A 24629-nucleotide genomic window follows, 5' to 3' on the forward strand; every position below is an offset into this window, starting at 1 on the left:
AAAACTATGCGTGCAGCGAGCTTGGTTTCGTTCTAAAACCAAGGTCTTCGATTCGTAGAAACTACATAAAGCCCGATTCTTATTCCGTGGCCGAGATTCCATCGGCCGCGCGATTTTCGCCCTGTGGAAGTCATGAGCCTTTACATTCGTTGTTCGGAACGATTACGGTAAAGCGGTTTCATAGAGGGTGTAGCGCAATTGCATCCCGGTGTGTGGCGTTCGCTGAGATTCTGTGGCGTATTGCCGTTCGCCTGTCTTACCGGAATAGACAGAAGTCTTACTTCTTCTCTAGGATGCAGAGAGCACTTACACCTACCAATCAAGGGAATAAGCCCCGGCCATTCATGGCAGGCGGGCAGGAGAATCTGATGGCAAGCGCAAACTGTGACATTGGCCTGATCGGCCTGGCGGTGATGGGGCAGAACCTTGTCCTGAACATGAACGACCACGGTTACAAGGTGGCGGTCTTCAACCGCACCACGTCCAAGGTCGATGAGTTTCTCGCAGACGAGGCGAAGGGAACGCAGGTAGAGGGTGCACACTCGATCGAAGAGCTGTGCAGCAAGCTCAAGTCGCCCCGCCGCGTCATGATCATGGTCAAAGCCGGCGATGTGGTCGACCAGACCATCGCGAGCATCGTGCCCCACCTTGAAAAGGGCGACATCATCATCGACGGCGGCAACTCGCTGTTTACCGATTCGAACCGCCGCACCAAAGAGCTGGCGGAGAAGGGGCTGCACTACATCGGCACCGGCGTCTCCGGTGGCGAAGAGGGTGCGCGCTTCGGCCCGTCGATCATGCCCGGTGGTGATCCCGCAGCCTGGCCCGCAGTGAAGGAGATCTTCCAGGCCATCGCGGCCAAGGTGGAAGACGGAACGCCCTGCTGCGACTGGGTTGGCGAAGGCGGCGCGGGCCACTACGTGAAGATGGTCCACAACGGCATCGAGTACGGCGACATGCAGTTGATCGGCGAGGCCTATCAGTTGCTGAAGGATGGCCTGGGCCTCACGGCTGACCAGTTCGCCGAGATCTTTACCGAGTGGAACAAGGGCGAGCTCGACAGCTTCCTGATCGAGATCTCCGCGATCATCTTCGGGAAGAAGGACGAGGACGGCCAGCCGCTGGTGGACAAGATTCTCGACACGGCAGGGCAGAAGGGAACAGGCAAGTGGACGGCGATCTCCGCGCTGGACCTGGGCATGCCCGTGACGCTGATCGGCGAGAGTGTCTTTGCGCGCTGCCTGTCGGCGATCAAGGACGAGCGCGTCGAAGCCTCGAAGATCCTCTCCGGCCCTGCGGCTGCGGGCAAGTTCACCGGCGACCGGAAGGAGTTCATTGAGAACGTGCGGCGTGCGCTGTACTGCTCGAAGATGATCAGCTACGCACAGGGTTACATGCTGCTGCGCGAGGCGGGCAAGGAGCAGGGCTGGAACCTGAACATGGGCGGCGTGGCGCTGATGTGGCGCGGCGGCTGCATCATCCGCTCGCAGTTCCTCGGCAAGATCAAGGACGCCTACGACAAGAACCCGAAGCTCGAGAACCTGCTGATGGACGACTTCTTCTCCGGCGTCCTGAACAAGTATCAGGAGAGCTGGCGCAAGGCGCTGGTGGCGGCGATTGAACTAGGCATTCCTACGCCTGCGTTCTCCACGGCGCTGGCGTTCTACGACGGCTACCGGACGGCCCGGCTGCCGGCGAACCTGCTCCAGGCACAACGCGACTTCTTCGGCGCGCACACCTACGAGCGTACCGACAAGCCGCGCGGAGAGTTCTTCCACACCAACTGGACGGGCCGCGGTGGCAGGGTTTCGTCGTCTACCTATAACGCGTAAACAGCAATCTGTTTGGAGAAGGGCATGGCAGGACCGTGCCCTTCTTCAATAATCGTCCAACGGTGTCGTTTAGAAGTGCATGGTCGGTATCACTTCAGCGGCATAGACACCGATGATCAGCAGGGTCATCAATACGGTGACACCGCCAACACCTTTGCAGATGGGTTGAATGAAGTTGACGCGGCGAATGATCTCGTCATTCTCCTGATGAAGGGAGGATGGCCCGCCCTCCTCGTTGAGGAAGAGCTGATCTGTTTCGTAATGCGTAAGGTGGGCGCGGTAGATCATCAGGCCGATAAAGCCGATGACCAGTAGGCTCCAGAAGGCGATCATAATCTGAAGTGCATCCATGGTAGTTTCCCCCAGAAGTGTATGTGACAATCTGGTCCGGGATACCGGGCGGCTCCGTTAGAGACACGCAGCCGGAGGGTAGGCAGGGCTTGACCCGAAACTATACGCCTGGAAAAGCTAAATTGGCTGGAATTTTTTTAGCTGTGCATGAAGTGGTACAGCACCATGCCGACGGCGACGACCACCGCCAGGGCGATCATCAGCAGTCCGAGGATGAACCACGAGGCATGGCGACGGGTCTGCTCGCTCGGCTGGGTAATGCCAAAGGTGTTGATGAAGGCCGAAGCCAGGGCATCCAGCAGTCGCATGGCCCGATTCTACCCTGATAAATGCATCGTTTTCGTGAGATGCCGGATAGGGCGCATCCTCCTGGTTTTTGCGGCATCCAATCCACTCAGTGGCGTCGATGCCCTTGCCGGGGCACTGTTTGACGACTACACTTGAAATTGGATCTTGTGTATGGGTGCTTTTCCCATCCACAAACCACCCGTAAGGAGATGAAAGCCATGGCTACTGCCGTCGTTACCCCCGAGGTCGTCAACGCTCCCGCCGCCCCCTCGACCCCCGTTGTCCTGACCCCCTCCGCTATTGTGAAGGTGAAGGAGATCATGGCTACTCAGGATCCGATCCCTGCCGGTCTGCGCATCGGCGTTGTTGGTGGCGGATGTTCGGGTTTCCAGTACTCCATGTCGTTTGAGAACGCCTCCGGCATGATGGACAAGGTTGTCCGTTTCGACGACCTGAAGGTCTTCATCGACGCGACCAGCGCGATGTACCTGAACGGCTGCACGGTGGACTACGTAGAGACCCTTGAGGCGGCCGGCTTCAAGTTCGAGAACCCCCAGGTCAAGAGCACCTGCGGCTGCGGTTCGAGCTTCAGCGTGTAACTGGTTCGCAATTTTGGATTTACAGACGGTCTCGCCACGGCGAGGCCGTTTTTACTGTTGCTTTTGCTTTTCTTGTTGTCATTCTCGCAGGGAATCTGCTTTCTGCCCGGTATCGCCCCAGGGCTAAGTATTGCTGCGATCTGCTAAATCACATATTGCCCCCACAAAATCGTCATCCTGAGCGGAGCGCCTCGCGCTTTTGCGAGGCGCGTAGTCGAAGGACCCCGAAGGACTTGATCTCACCCAGGATGCCGGAACCTTTTCCAGCACGAGCGTCCAGGCTCGATCGCTCGAGGTAGAAAAGGGGCAAAAGTATCGGCAAGATAGCAACCCTCGGGGTCCTTCGACTCCGCACCCCCAAAAGCCGGGACGCTTCGCTCAGGATGACGATTCTGTGGAGAGACGTAAAACAAAAGCTACGACCGCATCGATCTTAGTTTTGAGCGATTCACCCAATTACTATGCCCTCCCTTTAACTCTCGATGTGCCAAATCAAGACTCGACCGTCTAAGCTGTAAAGACAGTTCATTGCAATGACCGAATTCACCATCAAACTCGCCGACGACCGTGGCCGCGTCCAGGAGCAGACCCACTCTGCAGCTACCGCCGAGGAGCTGCGCGCGCGGTTTACGCAGGCGGGCTACCTGGTTTACTCCGTCAAAGCGCGTTCCGCGCTAAACAGCGGCAGCAAGAAAAAGGTCAAGCTCGACATCTTTCTGGTCTTCAATCAGCAGTTCCTCACGCTGATCCGCGCCGGCCTGCCGATCCTCAGTTCGCTGGACCTGCTCGCTAAACGACAGAAAGAAGAGAGTTTCCAGGCCCAGCTGGAAGATGTCACCTCCCGCATCAAGACGGGTGAGTCCATCTCCTCGGCCTTCGAGGCGCAGGGCAGCTTTCCGCTGGTCTACACCACGACGCTGCTGGCCGGCGAGCGTTCCGGTAACCTCGAAGAGGTCCTGCAGCGCTTTCTCGACTTCCAGCGCGTCTCGTTGACCTTCCGCAAGAAGCTGAAGGCCTCGCTGATCTACCCGGCCTTCCTTATCGTCATGGTGATCGGGCTGTTTATCTTCCTGATTACATTCGTAGTTCCGCGTTTTGCGCAGCTCTATGACCAGCTCGGCACCAAGCTGCCTGCGCTGACGCTCTTCATGCTCGCGCTGGGTCAGGATGTGCAGCACTACGGCCTCTATATCCTCCCGGTCCTGATCCTCATCGGCTATCTGCTCGTCCGCTGGTCCAAGACCGACTCCGGCGCCACGACCATCGATAAAATTCGCGTAGCTTCGCCGATCTTCGGCAAGGTCTGGCTGAAGTACCAGGTCGGTCTGTTTTCGCGCACGCTCGCGACGCTGCTCACCGGCGGACTGCCGCTGGTTCCAAGTCTTGAAACGGCGGCTCGGTCCATCGATTCGCGGCAGATCGCCAAGGCTGTCTACAGCTCGGTCGAAACCGTCCGCGAAGGCAAGGGCCTTGCCTCCAGCCTGGATAAGACGGGTGTCTTCCCCGAGCTGGCGATCGAGATGATCGAAGTCGGCGAGAGCACCGGCGCGCTGCCGCAGATGCTGAACTCCGTCGCCGAGTTCTTCGAAGAGGACGTTCAAACCAGCCTCGCCGCCATTATGAGTATGATTGAGCCCGTCATCCTTATCGTGATGGGTGTGGTCGTCGTGGTGATCATGATCGCCCTGTACGAGCCGATCTTCAGCCTGAACGGTACGGGCTAAGCAAAGAGGTATGGCGTGACCATGGTATAGTGGTCACCTGGGGTCATCCGTATGGTGAAAACAATTGGAGCCGCGAAGTTCAAAGCAAGCTGTCTCGGACTGATGGATGAGGTCGAGGCAAAGGGAACCTATATTGTGATCACCAAAAAAGGCAAGCCGATTGCAAAGCTCGTGCCGATGGATGTCAAGGCAGAGGAAGATCCGTTGGACTTTTATTATGTCGGGCCCGGAAAAATTCACGGTGATATTACCTCTCCTCTGGTCCCACTTGAGGATTACAAGGCTTATAGGTGATCCTGGTCGACACTCAATCGGTAGTTTGGTCTACCCTGCAAAAGAACAAGCTTTCACCCGCAGCCGAACAGGCATTGCGATCTGCACGAGCAGAGGGTACGGGCGCGGGTATCGCCTCATCGACACTATGGGAGCTAGCTCTCTTGATATCCAGAGGCCGCGTGGAATGTCCGATGAGTCTGACGCGCTACCTGGCGTCTGTAGAAGAGCGTTTTGTTGTGTTTCCCATAACGGCAGAGATTGCTGAGCGTTCTGTGGGGTTCAGTGCAGCGTATCCTAATGATCCGACCGACCGGATTATTGGAGCCACGGCTGTCGTACATGGTTTGCCTCTCGTCACTGCCGATGCTGCAATTCGCAAGTCGGGCGAGGTTCTCTGCATTTGGTAACACCCTGAAGCTTTTGGAGTCCAATCCTTATGGCAACCATCCCTGTCGCTGTCCCTTACAGCAACGATGCTCTCTCCGAGGCCGAGCGCGCGCAGATGCTGGCGCGCCGCTACCATGCGGAGTTCGTTGATCTGAAGAACTTCAAGATTCAGCACGATCTCTTCAAGTCCGTGCCCGTGGACCTGATGTTCCGCTACAGCTTTGTGCCGCTGGAGCAGAGTGAGGGCCGGCTCTCCATCGCGCTCTCCGACCCGTCGAAGCTGATGGTCATCGATGAGATCTCCGGCCTGCTGGGGACGAGGATCGTCACGCGGGTCGCGACACTCAGCCAGATTACCGACCTGCTCAAGAAGACCGAGCAGTCACAGCGCGTGCTGGACGAGGCGACCGAAGGCCTGGCCTTCGACGTCGTCTCCAGCGAAGAGAACGCCGACGAAAACATCTCGATCGAAAAGCTGACGGCGGACGACGATATCTCGCCGATCATCCGCCTGGTGGACACGACGATCTTTACCGCACTCGAGCGGCGCGCGTCGGATATCCATCTGGAGACCTTCGACGACTCGCTGCTGGTCAAGTACCGCATCGACGGCGTGCTCCAGCAGGCGATGGCGCCGATCGCTCGCGAGCATCACCAGACGATCCTGTCGCGTATCAAGATCATGAGCGAGCTCGACATCGCCGAGCGCCGCGTGCCGCAGGATGGCCGTTTCCGCGTCCGCTACAAGGGCCGCCTGATCGATTTCCGTGTCAGCATCATGCCGACTGTGCATGGCGAAAACGCCGTGCTCCGCGTACTCGACAAGGAGTCGATGTCGGAGAAGTTCACCAAGCTCTCGCTCGATGTCGTCGGCTTTGCGGAGAAGGACCTCACCCGCTTCCGCCGCTACATCAAGGAGCCGTACGGCATGGTGCTCGTGACCGGGCCGACCGGTTCGGGTAAGACGACTACCCTCTACGCCGCGCTCAACGAGATCAAGTCGGAAGAAGACAAGATCATCACCATCGAGGACCCGGTCGAGTACCAGATTCGCGGCATCACGCAGATCCCGGTCAACGAAAAGAAGGGCCTCACCTTCGCCCGCGGTCTGCGTTCGATTCTGCGTCATGACCCGGACAAGATCCTGGTCGGTGAGATCCGCGACGCTGAGACGGCACAGATCGCCATCAACTCCGCGCTCACGGGCCACCTTGTATTTACAACGGTCCACGCGAACAACGTGGTCGACGTGCTGGGACGCTTTCTGAACATGGGCGTCGAGCCGTACAACTTCGTCTCCGCGCTCAACTGCATCCTGGCCCAGCGGCTGGTGCGCCAGGTCTGCGAGTTCTGCGTTCAGGATGTGCACTACAACGATGCCCAGCTTGAAGAGAACGGACTGAGACCCTCGGAGTGGCGCGACGTCGTCTTCAAAGAGGGCCCCGGCTGCATCGAGTGCGGCGGAACGGGCTATCGCGGGCGTTCGGCGATCCACGAACTGCTGGAGCTCGACGATGAGATTCGCGAGATGCTGCTGGAAAAGCGTCCTGGGTCGGAGATTCGTAAGAAGGCCAAGGCCAAGGGGATGGCATTCCTGCGTGATTCGGCGCTGGAACGTGTCCGCGACGGTATTACGACGCTGAAAGAGATCAACAAGGTCACGTTTATCGAGACCGGGCGGTAGGGCAGTACTGTTAAAGGCTTTGACGCAAAGTTCGCAAAGGGAAGCCAAGTTTCGCCACGGGCGTCGTGGCGAAACTTGGCTCTTTCCTTTGCGAACTTTGCGTCAAATTTTGCTGTTGCTTGTTCTTCTCCACGAATTTGATTGAGGGAAGCTGTATTTTCCGCTAAACCCTGTCCATTCCCGTACGTCCAACACGCATAGCGTTGCCACTAAATCCACCCCGCAAGGTACTCTAGTTAGAGTCTCAATGAATCTCTTTCCCAAAGCCTCTGGAGCCCGTCCGCGTGTGGCCTGCGAGATCGCCGCACAGGGCGTCGTTGCTGCTCGATCCGTCGAGGCGATCAGCCCGCTTGCGGCGGTGGCCCGGGTGGAGCTTGCAGCCGGTGCGGTTACCCCCAGCCTCAAGCCCGGCAATATCGCTGACCGCGTCGCCGTCGTCGAGGCGATTCGACGCACCCTCGAAAGCATCGGCGAACGCGCCCACTCTCGCGACGGCAATATTACGGTCGTCATCCCCGATGCCGCCGTCCGCGTGCTGCTGCTGGACTTCGACTCCCTGCCCGCGCGCCTGACCGATGCGCTGCCCATCGTGCGCTTTCGCCTGAAGAAGATGCTGCCCTTCGACGCCGATGACGCGATGGTGACCTATCAGATCATGAGCACCAGCAAGACCATCGTTCGTGTGCTGGCGGTGGCGATTCCACGCGATGTGCTCAGCGAGTATGAGTCTGTCGCGCGCGAGGCCGGCTTCGAGCCGGGTGCTGTGATTCCGAGCACGCTGGCCGCGCTGGCCGCCGTCGACGACGAGAACCCTGTCCTCCTGGTCAACGCCAACAAGTTCGGCGTAACGGCCGCGATCGTGCGCAGCGGAATCCTGATGCTGCACCGCAGCGTCGACCTGCAGGAGACCGCGGTAGGCACTCCTGCCAATCTACCCCCCGAGATCTTCGAAGCAACGATCCCCCCGCTTCCTCTGGTGGATGTCCATGAAACCGCCGAGGAGTGGGCCGCACAGGAACCGCTGCCGGAGCATGGCCGCAATCCCTATGCCAGCGAGCCTGTGGCACATGAGCCTCTCGCTACCCTCGGCCTATCCGCTCCCATCGTGCTGGGAGAAGAGGTTGCGCAGGCCGTCAGCGTGGCGGTTGCCTACTTTGAAGACACGCTGGCCGCGATGCCGTCAGGCATCCTGAGCGCCGGACCTTTGGGGAGCGATGCGCTCACCCGTATCCTCGCTGACCATGGCCTGGCGCAAGCCGAGGGCCTGCGCATACGCGAGCTGGTCGAGCCTGCCGCCCTGCTGTCCGAGGCGGTCACGGCTGCAGTTCCACGAGGCTGGCTGGCAGGTGTGACGGGAGCGTTGCGAGGCTAAATCATGCGTATCTCCGTCAATCTCGCTTCGCGGCCCTTCGTCGAACTTCGGCCGTTCTTCCTGCGCCTGCGCATCCTGATGGGGGCGCTCGTGCTGGTTGCCGTGGGGCTTGTCATTACGTCCCACTCTTTGCAGAAGCAACTGGATCGCGCCCAGGTGCAGATGAACCGATTGGTCAATCGTACTGTCGCCATGCAGCAGGAGAAGCAGAATAACGAGAGGCGCATGCACCAGCCGGTGAACGCTGCCGTGCTCGACCGCTCGCACTTCCTCAACGCAGTCTTTCTGCGCAAGAGCTTCTCGTGGACGGCGGTCATGATGGATCTCGAAACCGTGCTTCCGGTGGGCGTGCAGGTGACCTCGATCGAACCGCAGCCTACAGCTGAGGGGGATGTTGTCATCCGTCTCCGCGTCTCCGGTGACCGCGACAAAGCGATCCTGCTGGTGCGCAACCTGGAGCGCTCGAAGCGCTTTCTCGCTCCGCATCTGAACAGCGAAAACTCGCAAGCTAAGGAGACGAACGGAGCACCTCTCATTGCCGGGGTGACGCCGGGCGTCGAGTTTGAGATTCTTGCCAACTACAACCCTCTGCCTGAGGGGCAGACCTATTCCAGGTCCAAAGCCGCGAAGGAGAGCTCAACCGCGTCCGACGCAAATACCTCGATGGGTGGGGCGGGTACGCATGCGAAGCCTCACGCGGTGAAGCCCGGCCCACATGACGGTGTCGTGCTGAAGCCTTATGTCGCTCCGCGGCCTCTTACTCCGCAGCAGGGAGGTGCGCGATGAGTACGACCGCTATTGTTCCTCCAAATCAGTCGTCCTTCCTGCGCCAGGTTCCACAGCTTACCGCAAGGGCTCGCGCGCTGATTACGACGATGAATCTTCACTACGCCGGCGTTGCGCTGCTGGTGATCCTCGATCTCTACCTGATCATCCACCTCGTCCTCATTGGGCAGGCATTGAAGGCCCACAACGAGGAAGCCCTTGCGCAACAGGGCATCGCGCTGAAGACTGCCGAGCTTCAGGCCAAGCCGCTGCGCGGGCTCGACGCGAAGCTGGTCGACTCGACGGCTGCCGCCGACAAGTTCTATGCGAAGCGCCTGCCTTACGCGTACTCGCAGGTTGCGGCGGAGCTGGGAGCTTTGACCAAGCACGAAGGCGTGCGCCTGTCGCGTGTGCAGTACGCGCAAAATGCCGCGCTCTCGGGGGCTGACGCTCTCACCGAAGTGCACATGGACGCCAGCGTCTCCGGCGACTATCGCCCGATCGTGCAGTTCATTAATGCTGCCGAGCGGGACAAGATGTTCTTCGTCATCGGCGGCATCAATCTGACCGGTCAGCAGACTGGGCAGGTGAATCTTCGTATCCGCCTGACAACCTGGCTGCGCCAGCCGAACGGTGACGATATGACTGCGGATCTGCCGATCCCCAATGACAGCAAATCCGCAGTTGAGTCTGAACCTGTGCCTGTTGCTGCCCCTGCAATCCCGAACTTCACAGCCAGGGGAGGGAAGCGATGAAGGCCACCTCCAACGATCGGAAGAAGACGATTGCAGCAGGCTCTCTGGGAGTGGTGGCGTTTGGGTGCGTAATCTACGCCTGCATCCAGCTCTTTGGCGGATCGAGCGCACCCGCTCCGACTGCACCGCCTGTCATCGTGCCTGCCGGGGGGGCGCATGCGGCCTCAGGCTCCAGCGCGCAGCCCGTTGTGCCGGGCGGCAACGCTCCGGGTGTTGCCGCAACGAAGCTGGCGAGCACCTCTTCGAGCCTCGACCCCACACTCGATCAGACGGCCATGCTGCGCACGGAGAGCCTGGAATACTCGGGCACTGGCCGCAACATCTTCTCGGCCCTCTATACACCGCCTCCGTCGCCGATGGCCGTCAGCAAGTTCTCTGCGCGCCCCAACAACAAGGGACCGGTGCTTCCACCCGCCCCGCCGCCACCCCCGCCAACATGCCCGCCCACCTGTCCGCCGATCAATCTCAAGTTCTTCGGTACAGCAAAGCACGCGAATGGTCTGGTGCAGGCTTTCCTTTTACAGGGTGAGGACGTCTATATTGCGTCGCAGGGCGATATCGTTGGACGCAAGTATAAGATCGTGAGTATTGCAGCCAATTCCATCCAGGTGATGGACCTGCAGAACAACAACACGCAGACGCTTCCTTTGCAGATGAACTAATGAAGCCCACACTCCAACTCGACCGCAGGCGGCAGGATGAAGCTGGTTATATGCTGCTGGCCGTCGTGGTGATGGCTGCGATGATCCTGATCGCGCTGTCGGTCGCCGCCCCTGTGGTCGCGCGTGACCTGCGCCGCGATAAAGAGGTGGAGAGCGAGCGTCGTGCGGAGCAGTATGTGCGGGCGATCCGGCTCTATCAGCGCTCGTGCAAGTGCACGTCCTATCCGCCGTCCATGGATGCCCTGGAGAAGAGCACGACCGTCCGTTTCCTGCGCCAGAAGTACATCGATCCCCTGACCGGAAAGTCCGACTGGCGGCTCATTCATCAGCCGAAGACGACGATCAAGATTCCGTTCGGGCAGGAGCTTGCCGGGTTGGCTGCAGGAGGCCTGGGATCGGCGGCAGGGTTGTCTTCAGGCATCGGCGGCACGCCGGGTGGTAGCTCGCCCACCAGCAGTACCTCGACCGTCAGCGGAGCCTCCGGGTTGGCGGCTGGCTTCAATGGAGCCAGCGTTACGACCTCGACAGGTGGAACTCCCGGTAGCAGCAATACGGGTACCTCCAGCAGCACCGGCAGTTCAAGCGGCGGCGGCATGTTTGGCGATGGAGATGGCGGCGTGATCTACGGCGTCGGCACATCGCGTTCGGGTACATCGATTCTCAATCCCAACCAGCAGACGACCTACGAGACATGGGAGTTCTGGTACGACCCGCGCATCGAGAAGCTCTATGCCATGGCAAACCTGATGGGCGGCGGAGGAATCGGTTCGCAGTCGGCCAGCAGCTTCGGTCAGAGCGCGACCAGCGGCCAGCCGAACTCGGGCGCTGGCTCGACGGGTGGTACGAATCCAACCGGGGGCTCCAGCTCTTTTGGATCGAGCCCCACGGGCGGCTCAAGTTCCTTTGGCAGTCCAGGCTCCAGCAGCCCGGGCAGTTCCTTCCCGCAGTAAAAGCGTTTTCTGCTATCCCCTCTACAGAACCGTCATCCTGAGCGAAGCGTCCCGGCCTTTGGGGACGCGCAGTCGAAGGACCCCGAGGGTTGCCATCCTGCCTATACCCTTTGTCCCTTTTTCACCTCAAACGCTCGAGCCCAGACTCCCGTGCGGGAAAGGTCCCAAAACCCTAGGCGAGATGAAGTCCCTCGGGGTCCTTCGACTCCGCACCTCGCAAAAACGCGAGGCGCTCCGCTCAGGATGACGCCTCTGTGGGGGGATATATAAGAATATGGCTACATCTTTCTCGCCAGGCCCTTAGTGCTTGATCGCCCACATCAGCCAGCTCGCAACGATCGTTGCGCCGACGAAGAGCACGAAGCAATAAGCTCCGAAACGCACCATCATCTTGGGTTCTGTGCGCTGGGTAATGCCGAAGACGACCGACGTAAAAAGAGAGAAGAGCAGAACGGCGCTGAAGTGTGTAAGCATTTTCTACGACGCCTTTCTTCCGTTAGCCAACGAGTGTGCGTCGACTGCGGCGATGATGTTCAATAGCCCGCCCACGACGAGGAACTTCGTTCCGTAGTCGCCCAGCGTAACAGTGACGGAGCTGGCGCCCCATCCAAACAGCCGCGTCAGCATGTACAGCAAGCCCAGACCGAGTTGTCCGATGAAACCCAGAATGTCCAGGATATCGCCGGTATTGGGCACGTAGATCTTGCCCTGCAAGCCCAGCCCGACAAGATACATGCCGAGGATCGAGACGAAGAGCAGAAGGCCGCGCATCCATTTGCCCTGAATTGCATGTCCTGCTCCGGGAACCAGCCATCCGAGTACCAATGCGATCACCGGCATGTTGGAACGCTCGCCGGGAATTCGCTGCGTTATGCGCTGTGCGTCAGTTGCCATCGGTGTTGATTCTATCAGCGAGAGGCTGTCCGGGAACTCTATAGTCTCCAAGAACTTCATAGCTGATTAGCATGTTTCATCGAATTGCGCATAGCGCGTTCCCTGATGCTTTAGCGTCAGGGAGTCGGAGGGAGCCGTAGCCTTTAGGCTACGGGAATAGAGGCTTAGCAAAGATGTGGCCTTTAGGCCCGGGCCTTCTTTCGGCTGCGAACCAAAGGCCCGGGCCTAAAGCCCAATTCTCACCTGCCCTTAATTCCATGGCCTAAAGGCCACGGCTCCCTCCGTCCCGCGATGCTAAAGCGTCACGGTTTGTGCTTCGCGCTGTTGTGAAAGGTCTTGGTTCTTTGACGAACTAACGACTCATGGTCGAAAGCCCCAACCTCAAATCCTGACCAACTCCCGCTGCATCGGCCCCGTCACCACGGCATTACCCGGACGCGTCAACATGTTGACCTCACTGCGCACGCCGAACTCACCAGGGAAGTAGATTCCCGGCTCGACGGAGAAGCAGGTGTTGGGCAGCAGCAGGCGCTCGTCGTGCGTCTCCAGGTTGTCGAGGTGGGCTCCATTGCCATGCAGTTCGATGGCAATGTTGTGGCCGGTGCGATGCGTGAACCACTCTCCAAAGCCTGCGCTGCGAATTACGTTGCGGGCGGCGTCATCAGCCTCCCATCCGGCGATGGCGCGGTTCTCGGTGTAGGCCTTCTGCACGGTGGCGATGGCGGCATCGCGCGCGTCGCGCACGGTGCTGAAGATCAGCTGTTCGCGGTCGCTCGGCTCGCGGCCAACAACGCCCGTCCAGGTGATGTCGTACCAGATCGCCTCGGGCCTGTTCGCGAGCTTGGCCCAGATGTCGATGAGCACGAAGTCGCCGCTGTGGATGATGCGCGAACTCTCCCGCGAGGGCTCGTAGTGCGAGTCGGCGGAGTTCGGCCCGGCGCTGCAGTTGGGGCCATGGTCGGTAAATAGGCCTTCGCGCTCCATCGCCTGGTTGAGGAAGGTAATGACGCCGAATTCATTAGGATTGCGACCGGCACGGACTTCATCGCCGATGTGCTTCCACCCGGCGGTCAATACGCCGTCGAGCCTCTGTTGCGCGGCATAGTGCGTGGCGATCTGCTCTTCGCTGAGCACGGCCTCGAACTGGCTGACCAGATCGGCGGAGCTGACCACCTCTTTGTCCATCGCGCGCAGCACCTCGACGGTACCGGCGTCGACCATCGAGACGTACATGATGGCGTTGCGCGGCGAGTACTGCATGGCGATCTTCTTTGCGCCGTTCAGCATCGATGCCAGTTCGCGCTCCAGCTCCTGCCATGACGAGTATTCATGCTTCGCGCCGGGCACGGCATCCAGCTTGCCGGATTCGATGCGGTGCACCAGTTTTTGCGGCTCACCCTTTGCCGGGATGAAGTAATACCAGCGTCGTGAGACGAACATCTGTGCGTCGAGTCCGAGGATGCGATAGGCGATGGGATCGCGGTGATGGTGATCGTAGAAGAGCCAGCCGTCGAGATTGTGGTCGCGCAGAGCGGATTGGATTGCGTCGAGGTTCATGGATGTCATCTTAAAGCAGTCGCATTGATTGTGTACTGTCTGACTTTGTCTTTGTTCGTGTCTTTGCTGTTGCCGTTGTTGTTGTCTTTGCACTTGCTTTTCTGGGTGTCATTCCGAGCGAAGCGAGCGAACCTGCTGTCTCCCGTTTTTTGCCAGTGCCGTCACAAATGTTGTGCGTTAGGTAAAACCAAGCCTCAGTTCTATCTCACATATTTTCTGGGTGGTACGAACGAAGAGCGGGAGACAGCAGGTTCACTCGCTCCGCTCGGAATGACAACCAGAAAGGCAAAGACAACAGCAACGCCAAGAGCAATGGCAAATACTGCTTTTGTCTTTTAGCAGACACGTCATACACCCCAAGGCTCACCATTCCCGCCTGAACGCATCCAACCAGCCAGGAGGAACACATGCCCACTTCATCACGCTTCGCCTCGCAATCTCGCGTGCCTTTACCGGGAAGCGAAAGGAAGCCGTTTGTCCCGGCCGGAGCTCCCAAAGCCGCGAAAACTCCGAAGGTCAGCACGGCTGTAAAGACGGTGCCAGCCACAGGACGCATTCGAGTCTCCCTCATCGTCCCGCCGAAGCAGCCTCTCGACACGAAGCGTCTGGGCAAGCTGGACGCTCGTCTCAGCCGTGCGCAGTTTGCCGCGCGGCACGGTGCGGACCCTGCCTCGGTGAGACTCGTGAAGGCGTTCGCAAAGGAGTTCGGTCTTACGGTCGAACCCATCACCCAGCCTGGCCGCTGCACGGTGCAGCTCAGCGGAACCTGCGCTGCGATGCGGAAGGCGTTTGCCATCTCGCTGGTCGAGCACACGACAGAGCAGGGCAAGTTCCGGCTGCGTGAGGGAGAGATCTCTCTTCCGGCGGAGTTAGAGGGGCATGTCCTGGCGGTACTCGGGCTGGACAATCGCCCGCAGGCAAAGCCTCACTTCCGTATCGCGAAGCCGCGTGCCACGAACGTCTCGTACACGCCGGTGCAGGTAGCGCAGATGTACGGCTTTCCCGCCGGAGCCACGGCTACAGGCCAGACGATCGGCATCATCGAGCTTGGTGGTGGCTATCGTGCGGCTGATCTCACGGCGTACTTCAAGACGCTGGGCCTGCCTGCGCCAACGGTGACAGCGGTTCCAATCGATGGCGGAAAGAACACGCCAGGAAATGCCAATGGCGCGGATGGCGAGGTGATGCTGGACATCGAGGTCTGCGCGGCTGTGGCGCAGGGTGCAAAGATCGCGGTGTACTTCACGACGAATACAGACCAGGGATTCATCGACGCGATTACGACAGCGGTGCATGATTCGACGAACAAGCCGAGCGTGATCTCGATCAGTTGGGGTGGGCCTGAATCGAGCTGGACGGAGCAGTCGATGACCGCGCTCGATGCGGCGTGTCAGGCGGCTGCGGCAGTCGGCGTCACAATTACGGTGGCGGCTGGAGATAACGGCTCAAGCGATGGTGCTTCAGGGGACAACGTCGATTTTCCGGCATCGTCTCCGCATGTGCTGGCCTGTGGGGGAACGAAGCTGGTTGGCTCCGGCTCGACGATTACGAGTGAAGTCGTGTGGGACGAGACCTCCAACGACGAAGGCGCAACTGGCGGCGGCGTTAGCACGGTCTTCGCGCTGCCGACATGGCAGAAGAACGCCAACGTCCCCTCACCCACAACAAGTGCTGGAGGCCGCGGCGTTCCCGATGTCTCCGGAGACGCTGATCCCTCGACGGGCTACACCATTCGCGTGGACAGCGAGACGACAGTGATCGGCGGCACCAGTGCCGTAGCACCGCTGTGGGCGGGGCTGATCGCGCTGGCTAACGCACAGAACAAAGTAGCGGCAGGATTCGTCAACCCAGCGCTGTATGCCGCCGGAGCGAAGAAGGCCTTCCGCGACATCACACAGGGCAACAACGGCAGTTTCTCCGCCGGCCCCGGCTGGGATGCCTGCACAGGGCTCGGCAGCCCGGTAGGGAACCTGGTGATTCAGGCAGTCGCGCCGAAGAGCACAACTACAAAGAAAGCCAAGAAAGGTAAGACCAAGTAGTTCACGCACCTGATAAATTCAAGAGCCTGTATGAGGCACGTTTCCTATCCGCGGAGAACGATATAGGAACTTGCACACCTATTGTCCGTACTTGTTTTTCGTCGTCATCCTGAAGCGTAGCTGAAGGACCCCCGCATTGGAGGAGTAGCACCAATGCGGGGACTTTGTCGCTAGGTGCTATAGAGTGCAGGCACCTACCTAACTCACATGGTGAGAAGAGCAGGATTCTCATGATGAGCAGGCGTCTTGCATCCTCTATGAACCTTCGCAGAAGGTTCTCACTTCTCACGATTGCTGGGGCGGCTCTCCTCTGCCCGGTAGTGATCGCGCAGATAAGTACGACGCCACAAACAACACAGTCCACAGATAAGAATCCGCCGGACGTTAAGACGATGGCCTTTGACGTGGTTTCGATTCGCCCCAGCAAACCCGATGCAGCACGGAGTATGCAATGGGGATTGCCGGATACCTATCGCGCAATTGACACGTCACTGGGTGCGACTATCTTAGTAGCGTATTTCCCGACGCGCACGTTGTTTAGCAGTTCGTTCAGGGACCGGATTGTGGGTGCTCCGCCCTGGGTGATGAACGACCCCTACGACATTGTGGCGAAGGTAGCTCCAGGCGATGTGGAGGCATGGCAGAAGCAGGGATCGGAGAAAGAGGTGCTGCACGCAATGCTACAAACCGCTTTGGCGGAGCGCTGTAAGCTCGTCGTGCACCACACCATGGTGGATTCCCCCGCCTATGCGTTAGTGGTCGGGAAGCATGGAGCAAAGCTGAAGGAGACGCCGCCTGGTGAGTCTCCTCCTCCGAATGGAGTCCCTCTCTCTGAAGGTGGAATGATTGTTCCCTTTAGAAGGGATGAGGCTCCAAAGATTACCTTCTTCGCGGCTTCGATGGCATCGTTTGCGGCAGAGCTGTCGATGTTGGGAGCGAATCGTGTTGTTCTGGACAGGACGGGACTCTCTGGCAAGTATGATTTCGCCATCACGAAGCTGGATACGCCGGGAGAATTTGAGTCCGATCCAACTCTTCCCAGTCCTTGGGATCTGGAGGAAGTAGGCCTGAAGCTGGTGCCCATCACTGCGCCCATGGAAACGATCGTGATCGATCATATCGAGCAGCCTTCAGAGAACTAGCTGAGCCGAGTGCCTAAAAAACAGGGTACGTGTGAGCCACCCGCTTGTGCGATCGATGTTGTCACCGTGCCCTCGGTGCATAGACCCTTTTTCGGGAGAAATAAAACTAGCTTGACGATTAAATTCGTCGAAGGCCTAGATGAAATTAAATTTATATAGCCGCCCTTGACGGTTTCCTTATGCCTCTCTTCTTGCTGTTGGGCTAGTCTCTGCATGTTCCTAAATTATTTGGATAATCAGAGGATTCGTCGTGCTCTGCCTATATTCGTTCGCTTTGTCCTATTGTTTTTATGTGCTCATAAGCACTATTGCGAAGTCTTTGACTTCATCCGGTATAAAACATTCGCGACGGTTTAGAGTCGATCTAAAGAAGAGAGGCTATCTGCAATGCGCATCCCTGCTGAATGCTTTCTTCCTGCTTCTGGTCTTATCTGCCTCAACCCAATGCAATGCACAATCCAGCGTTAGTATTCCTCGCTTTGGCACGTATGAAGGGACCATCGACACAATCAACGTTGGATCACTTCAGTTGAGCATGAGGATTCCGCTTTATCATGTCCACAATCGCGGTAACGGCTTGGATGAGGACGTTGCGTTGATTTATAGCGCTGGCTCGGCGCCGAACATCGGTAATCTCCAGAGCATTTCAAACGGTTATCTTTCTACGAATTGGCAACTCTCAGTTGCAAAAGGATATGGAGGAGTTGTAACCGCCACGGAAGGACAGTCTTCTTGCGGAACAACAACCGGAATTCAAGATCTGGATTTTTATGTCTACACGTTTGTAGATGATCGTGGTGTAACTCATAACTTTCCTGGATCGTCCACCACTAACTGTTCCACCTTTGTCTTCACTCAATTGAATAATGTGGCCGCGGAGGATGGTTCAGGTATCGTCTTGCTTGTCGGCAATGGCCCAAGCGCAATCGTTGAAGATGCCTCAGGAAATCGGTACTCCAACGAAGGCTCTGGAAGTGTTACCGACACGAACGGGAATGTAGCTTCAAGTCCACGGGTTTTTCTTGAAGGCAGTCTGAACTTTTGTGGTGAAGCGGGGCAAAGCTCAACCATTACTCAAGCCACTCCCGGAAATACGCCCGTTGTAAATCATGGTTGCTACACCTTTACCACCGGCGCTACGTCCAATACCGTTACGGGACGAACGCCTGATGTCGTCTCATACATAGACTCCAATGGGAAGGTGCAAGACATCACAACCGCGTATAAACAATATCCGGTGACTGATGTGTTCAACAATGAATCATCATGTCCTGCTTCTGGCTCCACAGACGGAATTCCTTGCTCTTCGCCTAACTATCTCCTGAGCTCCATTACCTTCCCGGATGGAACGTCATATTCCTTTGCCTATGAGTCCGATAGCAGCGGCAACTATTCCGGGCGTATCAGTAATGTGACACTGCCTGGGGGTGGCACGATAGCGTACACCTATTCTGGAGGGTATAACAACACAGGTGCTTTTCTCGCGGGAGATGCCGCGGCAGAGATCGCAGCCAATACCCACATCACGTTGGCTCGCATTACCCAGGACGGAACCACGACCTATAATAATGTGCTGACAAGCGCAGATCCGCGTAGTAATGCGTTAACATCCCAAACTACGATTGCCTATCCGGATGGGCACAGCGAAGTGGCCAGTTTTGTGCATGACAGCACTTTTTGTGCCTCATGTGCAAATGGTGGTTCACCATTTGGGCCGGAAACATTGGCGACTCCCAATGGAACATTTTACGAGACCGCTCGTACAATTTATACCGGCGCCGTTGGAACTACGGTCCTGCAAAGCGAGTCACGTTGCTACAACGGTGCAACGTCGAATTGCACCACGCAAAACATCACTCTGCCTTTTAGTGAAATTGCAAGCACGATTACCTCCGCGTCTGGCTTGACGTCTCAAAATATCCAACACTATAACGCTGCCGGGTTTTTGGTCGAGAATGACGAGTATGGATTTGGTGCATCGACTCTGACTCGAAAAATGCTAACAACGTATGCATCTCTCGGGAATAATATTCAGAATCGCCCATCGTCTGTAACCATTTATAACGGGAGCGGCACAATTTTTTCCCAGACAAACTATTCCTATGACGAGTTCACCTTGGCTTCGTCTGTGGCCACTGGTCTTGCCGCAGTGAGCGGGTCGAGGGGAAATCAGACCTCAGCACAAGCGCTTATTTCTGGAAATGTTTTTTCGACATCCCATATGCACTATGATGCTGCCGGGCAGCCTGTAAGCACGACGGATGGAAATGGCAATGTCACTTCGTATGGATATGACAGCACGGACACGTATCTTGCCGATAAAGCCTATCCCTCGGTTGCTGGGGGGACGTTTTCAGAGTCCTATAGCTATGACGGAAATACCGGGCTTCTCACACAGACGAAAGATGTAAACGGCAATGCGACAGCATACACATATGATTCGATGATGCGCAATACCGGCGTTTGTTTTCCGGGTGGTGGATACACTCTGACAGGCTATCCGTCGTCGACCACGCAAACAGTGGGAGTTCTGGCTGGATCGGGGCCCGGGTGCACGCCGGGAGCTGGAGTGCCGGGTGGTTCATGGATGACCACGACAATACAATTCGACGGATACGGAAGACCGCTTCACGAGATCAATCCATCTGGGGCTACGATCGATATTAGCTATGATTCGATGGGACGAAAGAGCTCTCAGTCGAATCCTCATCTTTCGACGGGAGCCAGCACTGACGGCACAGCTTTTTACTTATACGATCCATTGGGAAGGCCAACCAAGCAAACTAACCAGGATGGATCATTCGAATACTCTTGCTACGAAGATGTTGCGACGGCAGGACAACCGAATTGCAAATCCCACATAGGCTCCCAGACAGGTATTTGGGTCGACTATCAAGATGAGAACGGTAACCAGTGGCAAAGAACCTCTGATGCTCTCGGTCGGTTAGTAGAAGTCGTAGAGCCGAATGGAACGAGTGTTGCCGCGTCGATGGAGACGGATTACACCTACGATGTGCTGAATAATCTTCTCAGCGTCAACCAGAAAGGTATCTCTGGTGAGACAGCGCGCAACCGTAGTTTCACCTACGATTCCTTGTCACGCTTGCTGACGTCTACCAATCCCGAGACGGGAGCGATCAGCTATGGCTATGACGCGAATAGCAACATGACGAGCAAGACGGATGCGCGTGGCATCAAGACCAGCTATACCTACGACACGCTCAACCGGCTAACCCAGAAAACCTATAACGACGGCGTTACAAATACGAGCTTGTATGGATACGATTCTTCGAGCATAAATTTTGTTCCTGTTCCGCAAAATGGTCGTGGAAACGTTTCAGTTTCACTTGCAAATACCATTGGACGGCTCACTTTTGCCTCTTCTACCACGAGCGGATCGCTTGATGCATTCAGCTATGACTCCATGGGAAGGCTGGTGAATCAGTGGTCGAGTGCACCGAGTTTCAACATTGACAATGGAACCATAGCGGCGATAAGCGCCGGTTACGATCTGGCAGGCAATATGACGTCTCTGACCTATCCGGATGGGAGAACGGTAAGCCAGCAGTGGGACGGTGGGGGCCACCTCACCCAGGTGTCGGATGTTAGCGGTCAATATCAATATCTGACGCCAAGCACCACCTACTGGCCGAACGGTACGCCCTCGGCTGTTTTTTACGGGAATGGTGTGGGCAATGGAACCTTCCTCAACAACCGTTTGCAAGCCGATGAGATAGGCATCGTCCGGGTAGGTTCGGCCGCGCCGGGCAGCTATCCTGGGAATAACAACCTGGCAGTGAAGGAATACTGCTATGGTCCGGCAACGTCGGCCATCTCCGCCGAGCTCCCGGGATGTCCTTCGCGGGGCAGCGCGAACAATGGCAATATCTGGCAGGTGATGGACGTACTGCATAGCGGGTATACAGAGAACTTGAGTTATGACAGCCTCAATCGCCTGGGTTCTTTTTCACGGGTCGATGGGAGCTTGAGTCAAACCTATGCCTATGATTCTTTCGGCAATCTGAATCAGACCTCGCCGGGAACCTTGCAGAACGCGGTCAGCTACGGTGCGAATAACAGGATCAACTCGGCGAGCTATGGCTATGACAACGCAGGCAACCTGACGGCGAGCTTCAACGGAATCTCGACCGCCTACAGCTACGACGCCGAGAACAGGCTAACCGGGGTCAACAATGGGGCGGCCACCTATACCTACGACGGCAGCGGCGACCGTGTCCGCAAAGACAACGGTTCGACCTGGACCGAGTATGTTCGGTTCGGCGGCCAGGTGGTGGCGGAGAAGACTTCCGACGGATTTTGGTCGGACTACATCTATGCCAACGGCAAGCGCATCGCGAAGGTTGACAACAACGACATACGAATCCATATGAGCGGGACCAACTGCTCCGGCTGCGGGATCATCAATACGTTCGCTGGAACAAGCTCCCTGGCGGCCTTTGTCAACGGCACGGTCATCCAGAACGGAGACCTGCTGACCTGGAGACAGTTTCAGGATGGCGTCGCGGCGGGAGGGATCAGCGTTGCCTTCAATAACGACACCGTGGGAACCAGTGGCGTTCTGCACGCCGCCGACGGCCAACTCGCCGATGCCGACACCCGGACTGGCACAGGCCTCTGGTATCAGCGCGTAGCCAACCTGAGCGGTTACGCCGGGGACACCGTTTCGGCCTTGACCCTGTACAACTATCAGGGAGGCGCGGCGGGCAATTGGGACATCTATCTGGCTGATATCTCCCTGGTGCACCCCGACGGAACCAGCGTGCCGATTTACTATCGGTCGCTCGAATCCCTCCCTCAGTTCACCCCCGGTGGAGCCGAGAGCAACGTCACGGTCGTCACAGAAAAGGTAGCGGTCACCCCAAACCCCTATGATGTGACGTATTACTCCACTAACCAGATCGGGTCCTCTATTCTGCTGACCGATTCTGCTGGCTGGCCCGTATCCTCCGACACCTACTACCCCTTCGGACAGGAACCCACAACCTCCGCCGACGGGAATCACTACAAATTCACCGGCAAAGAACGAGATACAGAATCAGGACTCGATTACTTTGGAGCCAGGTACTACGGATCGAACATAGGCCGGTTCATGTCGCCCGACCCATCTGGATTGGCCTACGCGGACCCGAGCAATCCGCAGAGCTTCAATTTGTATAGCTACGTTCGCAACAATCCACTTTCTTTTGTCGACCCAAGTGGTCTAACGTGCCAGAAGGGCCTTGTCGATAATGGCGACGGCACCTTTAATCCAGTGTATTCGGATGACGGTGATGGGAAAGGCTGTCCTGCCGCGGGTATTCGCCCTGATGGTAGTGAATCAGATACGGCCATATATCAATTCAATTATTCGGATTCCACGGGAGCGTTTCAGTCGAGTTCAGTACTAAACCTGCAACTTCCTTATGGTGGTGGCGTGTCCGGGAGTTCTCTAGGTTCTGCCCCAAGTAAACCTTGCTCGGCATCGGGTCCATCGAAAATCATAAGTGCTTCTGCCACAACCAATGGTCCTACGATAGTCGCTGGTACCGCTATTGGCGGGGCTATTGGCGGCGAGCCTGGCGCATTCGTTGGAGGCATCATAGGAAGCATGTTTGGTGTAGGCGGCAATGTTTCCTATGTACCCTCCACGCATAGTTTGTACGCAGGGCCGACTGCTGTCTTTGCACCTGGACTGGGTGGTGGCAATGGCATAAGCGCCAATTATGTCAATGTACCTTCAACACAAAATGCCAATTCGATTGCCAACGGGCCGAGCTTCTCCATCACGTTTCAGCCCAATCCCTTCTTCGGATCTGTGGTTACGAAGTCTCCCGGGAGTGGACCGCCGGTTGTTGGGCCATCGGTCGGAACACGCGTTCCGGTTTCTTTCGGAGCAGGATACAACATCTGTTTACACAATTGTGGGTGCTAAATGGCTCAAATATTTGGTTGGTCTATAGCGGTATGTGTGGGAGTGGTCGTGGTTTTCAACAGTGTATATATGCTCGTTTCTCCTAAGGCTTGGTTCAGGCTGCCTGGATGGATACGTGCGGCGGGTACTCTCACTGAAGACAAATTTTCAGTTGGATGGGGAGCAGTGCAAGTGCGAATTGCAGGAGCATTGTTTCTCGCCATTGTTGGTTGGGTGCTTTATGACTTGATTCTGAAGCCACGATAATGACTATCGCCCCAATTAGTGCGTTGGGAACGCTTTGTGGGGCGGTACCTTCAGGAACCGTTGTGAGCGTCTCGGGAAATGGGAACTTTGTTGGACCTGCGGGATCGCTCGATCTTGTAACCAACGGTCGCACCGGTGAGGTGATGGACTTCTTCTCTCCCGGATATTTCGCTGTGGCGGCGGTCGCTGGGGGGCTCACTGGCGGGTACACCTTCGGAAACCTTGGCGCAGGCAACTCCAATTTGGCCGGGGCTTCAGCGGAATATCAGGGGGCGGAATTTTTGCTGGTTCGATTGCAACGTCGAGCGGTGGACCCGCAAGTCCGTTTTCTGGAATTAGTCCAACTGCGAGCGGCCATGTGACTACTGTTTCTGCCGGTGTGCAAACTCCTGGCCGTGCATTGTCATTGAATACGACTTTTTCATTGCCCACACAGCTAGGAAAGTTCTGGACGCTTCAAGATTCAGCGACCGCATTGGTGTTTCTAGCGAACCAAGTTTGCAAGGCGATAGGCCACTAGAGAATTCCTATGCTTAAATTCATTACCTACTTCTTGACGATAGCGTTCGCGATGTTCTTTGCCTTTTGGGAACTCCGATTGAAACACCAATTGACAGACCGTGCATCTTCGCCGCCTGCAAGCCCCAGCAAACTAGGTGTGATGAATGACCTCTCCGAAAGGATGAATCGCGAACGTTCGATAGAAAGCTTGCCCAAAAAAGCGCGGGCAAAACTTAGAACAGTCGTTGTGCTCAAATTCTTGTTTGTTGTGATTCTGATCGTCGAGGTGATCGTGCTCCAAACGCCAAAATAGTCGGACGGGATCTTGGTCGCTATCAACAGACAGGAAACCTCCATTTGCGACCTTCTCTTGTTATCGAAGGCTTCCGTATCTCGGTACCCCTGCGATGCGCGAGCTCTTCGAAGAGTCTTTGGAAAAGATGCGCATGAAGTTCGCCCACATCTATAGGAACTCCATGAGATCTGGTCACCCTCCAGGCTAATAGAAAAGATGTGCCAGTGGTGATGAAGTGGCGTGTTGAGGTTTGGCAGAATGCAGAATAAGGTCATCTGCGATGTGAATGACCGAATCATCGGAAACACGCTGCTAAACAGTGGCTTGAGGCGTGATACCTCCACCCCGGTATCTCTCCTGTAAGCGAATTTGCAAGCC

The 24629-nt window shown here is 57.0% G+C and carries 21 protein-coding genes; 16 read left to right on the forward strand and 5 right to left on the reverse strand.

All coding sequences use genetic code 11. The annotated features are described in order from the left end of the window. Window positions 1–368: 368 nt before the first annotated feature. Window positions 369–1832: a decarboxylating NADP(+)-dependent phosphogluconate dehydrogenase gene (gnd, locus tag ACIX8_RS03275; RefSeq protein ID WP_014263892.1), complete on the forward strand. Its 1464-nt coding sequence runs from the start codon at window positions 369–371 to the stop codon at window positions 1830–1832. Window positions 1833–1901: 69 nt separating this feature from the next. Here the strand turns inward: gnd and ACIX8_RS03280 are convergent, their stop codons facing one another. Continuing rightward, entirely contained in the window at window positions 1902–2183 is a 282-nt protein-coding gene (locus tag ACIX8_RS03280; RefSeq protein WP_014263893.1) for a hypothetical protein, read from the reverse strand. 137 nt (window positions 2184–2320) lie between these two features. Further along, window positions 2321–2491 carry a hypothetical protein gene (locus tag ACIX8_RS25815; RefSeq protein WP_014263894.1) on the reverse strand — a complete coding sequence of 57 codons (171 nt, stop codon included), beginning with the start codon at window positions 2489–2491 and terminating at the stop codon, window positions 2321–2323. 198 nt (window positions 2492–2689) lie between these two features. Between ACIX8_RS25815 and ACIX8_RS03285 the strand changes: the two genes are divergently transcribed. The 10 genes from ACIX8_RS03285 (at window position 2690) to ACIX8_RS03330 (ending at window position 11645) form a co-directional block, all read left to right on the forward strand. Beyond that, entirely contained in the window at window positions 2690–3070 is a 381-nt protein-coding gene (locus ACIX8_RS03285) for a HesB/IscA family protein (RefSeq protein ID WP_014263895.1), read from the forward strand. Between the two features lie 533 nt (window positions 3071–3603). Then, entirely contained in the window at window positions 3604–4794 is a 1191-nt protein-coding gene (locus tag ACIX8_RS03290; RefSeq protein ID WP_014263896.1) for a type II secretion system F family protein, read from the forward strand. 51 nt (window positions 4795–4845) lie between these two features. Then, the gene (locus ACIX8_RS03295; protein WP_014263897.1) at window positions 4846–5088 is read left to right on the forward strand and encodes a type II toxin-antitoxin system Phd/YefM family antitoxin; all 243 of its coding nucleotides are present in this window, start codon (window positions 4846–4848) and stop codon (window positions 5086–5088) included. After that, window positions 5085–5477 carry a type II toxin-antitoxin system VapC family toxin gene (locus tag ACIX8_RS25030; RefSeq protein WP_014263898.1) on the forward strand — a complete coding sequence of 131 codons (393 nt, stop codon included), beginning with the start codon at window positions 5085–5087 and terminating at the stop codon, window positions 5475–5477. Before ACIX8_RS03295 ends, ACIX8_RS25030 begins: the two co-directional genes overlap by 4 nt. A 29-nt stretch (window positions 5478–5506) precedes the next feature. After that, the gene (locus ACIX8_RS03305; RefSeq protein WP_014263899.1) at window positions 5507–7141 is read left to right on the forward strand and encodes a GspE/PulE family protein; all 1635 of its coding nucleotides are present in this window, start codon (window positions 5507–5509) and stop codon (window positions 7139–7141) included. 247 nt (window positions 7142–7388) lie between these two features. After that, complete coding sequence (locus ACIX8_RS03310; protein WP_014263900.1) at window positions 7389–8513, forward strand: type IV pilus biogenesis protein PilM; 1125 nt, start codon at window positions 7389–7391, stop codon at window positions 8511–8513. Between the two features lie 3 nt (window positions 8514–8516). Then, complete coding sequence (locus ACIX8_RS03315) at window positions 8517–9299, forward strand: fimbrial assembly family protein (RefSeq protein ID WP_014263901.1); 783 nt, start codon at window positions 8517–8519, stop codon at window positions 9297–9299. Beyond that, the gene (locus ACIX8_RS03320) at window positions 9296–10033 is read left to right on the forward strand and encodes a hypothetical protein (RefSeq protein WP_014263902.1); all 738 of its coding nucleotides are present in this window, start codon (window positions 9296–9298) and stop codon (window positions 10031–10033) included. The genes ACIX8_RS03315 and ACIX8_RS03320 overlap by 4 nt, the downstream gene beginning before the upstream one ends. Then, a complete protein-coding gene (locus tag ACIX8_RS24315) occupies window positions 10030–10695 on the forward strand; it encodes a hypothetical protein (protein WP_014263903.1) in 666 nt (221 codons plus the stop codon). Before ACIX8_RS03320 ends, ACIX8_RS24315 begins: the two co-directional genes overlap by 4 nt. Then, window positions 10695–11645 carry a type II secretion system protein gene (locus ACIX8_RS03330; protein WP_014263904.1) on the forward strand — a complete coding sequence of 317 codons (951 nt, stop codon included), beginning with the start codon at window positions 10695–10697 and terminating at the stop codon, window positions 11643–11645. The genes ACIX8_RS24315 and ACIX8_RS03330 overlap by 1 nt, the downstream gene beginning before the upstream one ends. A gap of 300 nt (window positions 11646–11945) precedes the next feature. Here the strand turns inward: ACIX8_RS03330 and ACIX8_RS25820 are convergent, their stop codons facing one another. The 3 genes from ACIX8_RS25820 to ACIX8_RS03340 all read right to left on the reverse strand — a co-directional run bounded on the left by ACIX8_RS25820 (window position 11946) and on the right by ACIX8_RS03340 (window position 14096). Further along, the gene (locus tag ACIX8_RS25820; RefSeq protein ID WP_014263905.1) at window positions 11946–12119 is read right to left on the reverse strand and encodes a hypothetical protein; all 174 of its coding nucleotides are present in this window, start codon (window positions 12117–12119) and stop codon (window positions 11946–11948) included. A gap of 3 nt (window positions 12120–12122) precedes the next feature. Then, window positions 12123–12539, reverse strand: a complete 417-nt coding sequence (locus tag ACIX8_RS03335) for a DUF6677 family protein (RefSeq protein WP_044177700.1) — start codon at window positions 12537–12539, stop codon at window positions 12123–12125. A gap of 381 nt (window positions 12540–12920) precedes the next feature. Continuing rightward, window positions 12921–14096, reverse strand: coding sequence for a M24 family metallopeptidase (locus tag ACIX8_RS03340; RefSeq protein WP_014263907.1), 1176 nt, complete (start codon window positions 14094–14096; stop codon window positions 12921–12923). A 407-nt stretch (window positions 14097–14503) separates the two neighbouring features. Here ACIX8_RS03340 and ACIX8_RS03345 point away from each other — a divergent pair, with 407 nt between their 5' ends. The 5 genes from ACIX8_RS03345 to ACIX8_RS03365 all read left to right on the forward strand — a co-directional run bounded on the left by ACIX8_RS03345 (window position 14504) and on the right by ACIX8_RS03365 (window position 24269). Continuing rightward, window positions 14504–16135 (forward strand): S53 family peptidase, encoded by a 1632-nt coding sequence (locus ACIX8_RS03345; RefSeq protein WP_014263908.1) that lies wholly within the window; start codon window positions 14504–14506, stop codon window positions 16133–16135. Window positions 16136–16392: 257 nt separating this feature from the next. Next, window positions 16393–17277, forward strand: a complete 885-nt coding sequence (locus tag ACIX8_RS03350; protein ID WP_044176065.1) for a TIGR03435 family protein — start codon at window positions 16393–16395, stop codon at window positions 17275–17277. A gap of 535 nt (window positions 17278–17812) precedes the next feature. Beyond that, window positions 17813–23209: an RHS repeat-associated core domain-containing protein gene (locus ACIX8_RS03355; protein ID WP_044176066.1), complete on the forward strand. Its 5397-nt coding sequence runs from the start codon at window positions 17813–17815 to the stop codon at window positions 23207–23209. Between the two features lie 308 nt (window positions 23210–23517). After that, window positions 23518–23817: a hypothetical protein gene (locus tag ACIX8_RS03360; RefSeq protein ID WP_044176069.1), complete on the forward strand. Its 300-nt coding sequence runs from the start codon at window positions 23518–23520 to the stop codon at window positions 23815–23817. Between the two features lie 167 nt (window positions 23818–23984). Further along, complete coding sequence (locus tag ACIX8_RS03365) at window positions 23985–24269, forward strand: hypothetical protein (protein ID WP_044176071.1); 285 nt, start codon at window positions 23985–23987, stop codon at window positions 24267–24269. The last annotated feature ends 360 nt before the right edge of the window (window positions 24270–24629 follow it).

It is taken from the genome of Granulicella mallensis MP5ACTX8, from assembly GCF_000178955.2.
Taxonomy (GTDB): domain Bacteria; phylum Acidobacteriota; class Terriglobia; order Terriglobales; family Acidobacteriaceae; genus Granulicella; species Granulicella mallensis.

Coding starts and splice junctions, on each gene's coding strand:
- ACIX8_RS03305 (WP_014263899.1), top strand. CDS start 5,507: ATGGCAACCATCCCTGTCGCTGTCCCTTACAGCAACGATGCTCTCTCC.
- ACIX8_RS03310 (WP_014263900.1), top strand. CDS start 7,389: ATGAATCTCTTTCCCAAAGCCTCTGGAGCCCGTCCGCGTGTGGCCTGC.
- ACIX8_RS24315 (WP_014263903.1), top strand. CDS start 10,030: ATGAAGGCCACCTCCAACGATCGGAAGAAGACGATTGCAGCAGGCTCT.
- ACIX8_RS03290 (WP_014263896.1), top strand. CDS start 3,604: ATGACCGAATTCACCATCAAACTCGCCGACGACCGTGGCCGCGTCCAG.
- ACIX8_RS03340 (WP_014263907.1), bottom strand. CDS start 14,096: ATGAACCTCGACGCAATCCAATCCGCTCTGCGCGACCACAATCTCGAC.
- ACIX8_RS03280 (WP_014263893.1), bottom strand. CDS start 2,183: ATGGATGCACTTCAGATTATGATCGCCTTCTGGAGCCTACTGGTCATC.
- ACIX8_RS03285 (WP_014263895.1), top strand. CDS start 2,690: ATGGCTACTGCCGTCGTTACCCCCGAGGTCGTCAACGCTCCCGCCGCC.
- ACIX8_RS03315 (WP_014263901.1), top strand. CDS start 8,517: ATGCGTATCTCCGTCAATCTCGCTTCGCGGCCCTTCGTCGAACTTCGG.
- ACIX8_RS03295 (WP_014263897.1), top strand. CDS start 4,846: ATGGTGAAAACAATTGGAGCCGCGAAGTTCAAAGCAAGCTGTCTCGGA.
- ACIX8_RS03365 (WP_044176071.1), top strand. CDS start 23,985: ATGCTTAAATTCATTACCTACTTCTTGACGATAGCGTTCGCGATGTTC.
- ACIX8_RS03330 (WP_014263904.1), top strand. CDS start 10,695: ATGAAGCCCACACTCCAACTCGACCGCAGGCGGCAGGATGAAGCTGGT.
- ACIX8_RS03320 (WP_014263902.1), top strand. CDS start 9,296: ATGAGTACGACCGCTATTGTTCCTCCAAATCAGTCGTCCTTCCTGCGC.
- ACIX8_RS03345 (WP_014263908.1), top strand. CDS start 14,504: ATGCCCACTTCATCACGCTTCGCCTCGCAATCTCGCGTGCCTTTACCG.
- ACIX8_RS03335 (WP_044177700.1), bottom strand. CDS start 12,539: ATGGCAACTGACGCACAGCGCATAACGCAGCGAATTCCCGGCGAGCGT.
- ACIX8_RS25820 (WP_014263905.1), bottom strand. CDS start 12,119: ATGCTTACACACTTCAGCGCCGTTCTGCTCTTCTCTCTTTTTACGTCG.
- gnd (WP_014263892.1), top strand. CDS start 369: ATGGCAAGCGCAAACTGTGACATTGGCCTGATCGGCCTGGCGGTGATG.
- ACIX8_RS03355 (WP_044176066.1), top strand. CDS start 17,813: ATGAGGATTCCGCTTTATCATGTCCACAATCGCGGTAACGGCTTGGAT.
- ACIX8_RS25815 (WP_014263894.1), bottom strand. CDS start 2,491: ATGCGACTGCTGGATGCCCTGGCTTCGGCCTTCATCAACACCTTTGGC.
- ACIX8_RS03350 (WP_044176065.1), top strand. CDS start 16,393: ATGAACCTTCGCAGAAGGTTCTCACTTCTCACGATTGCTGGGGCGGCT.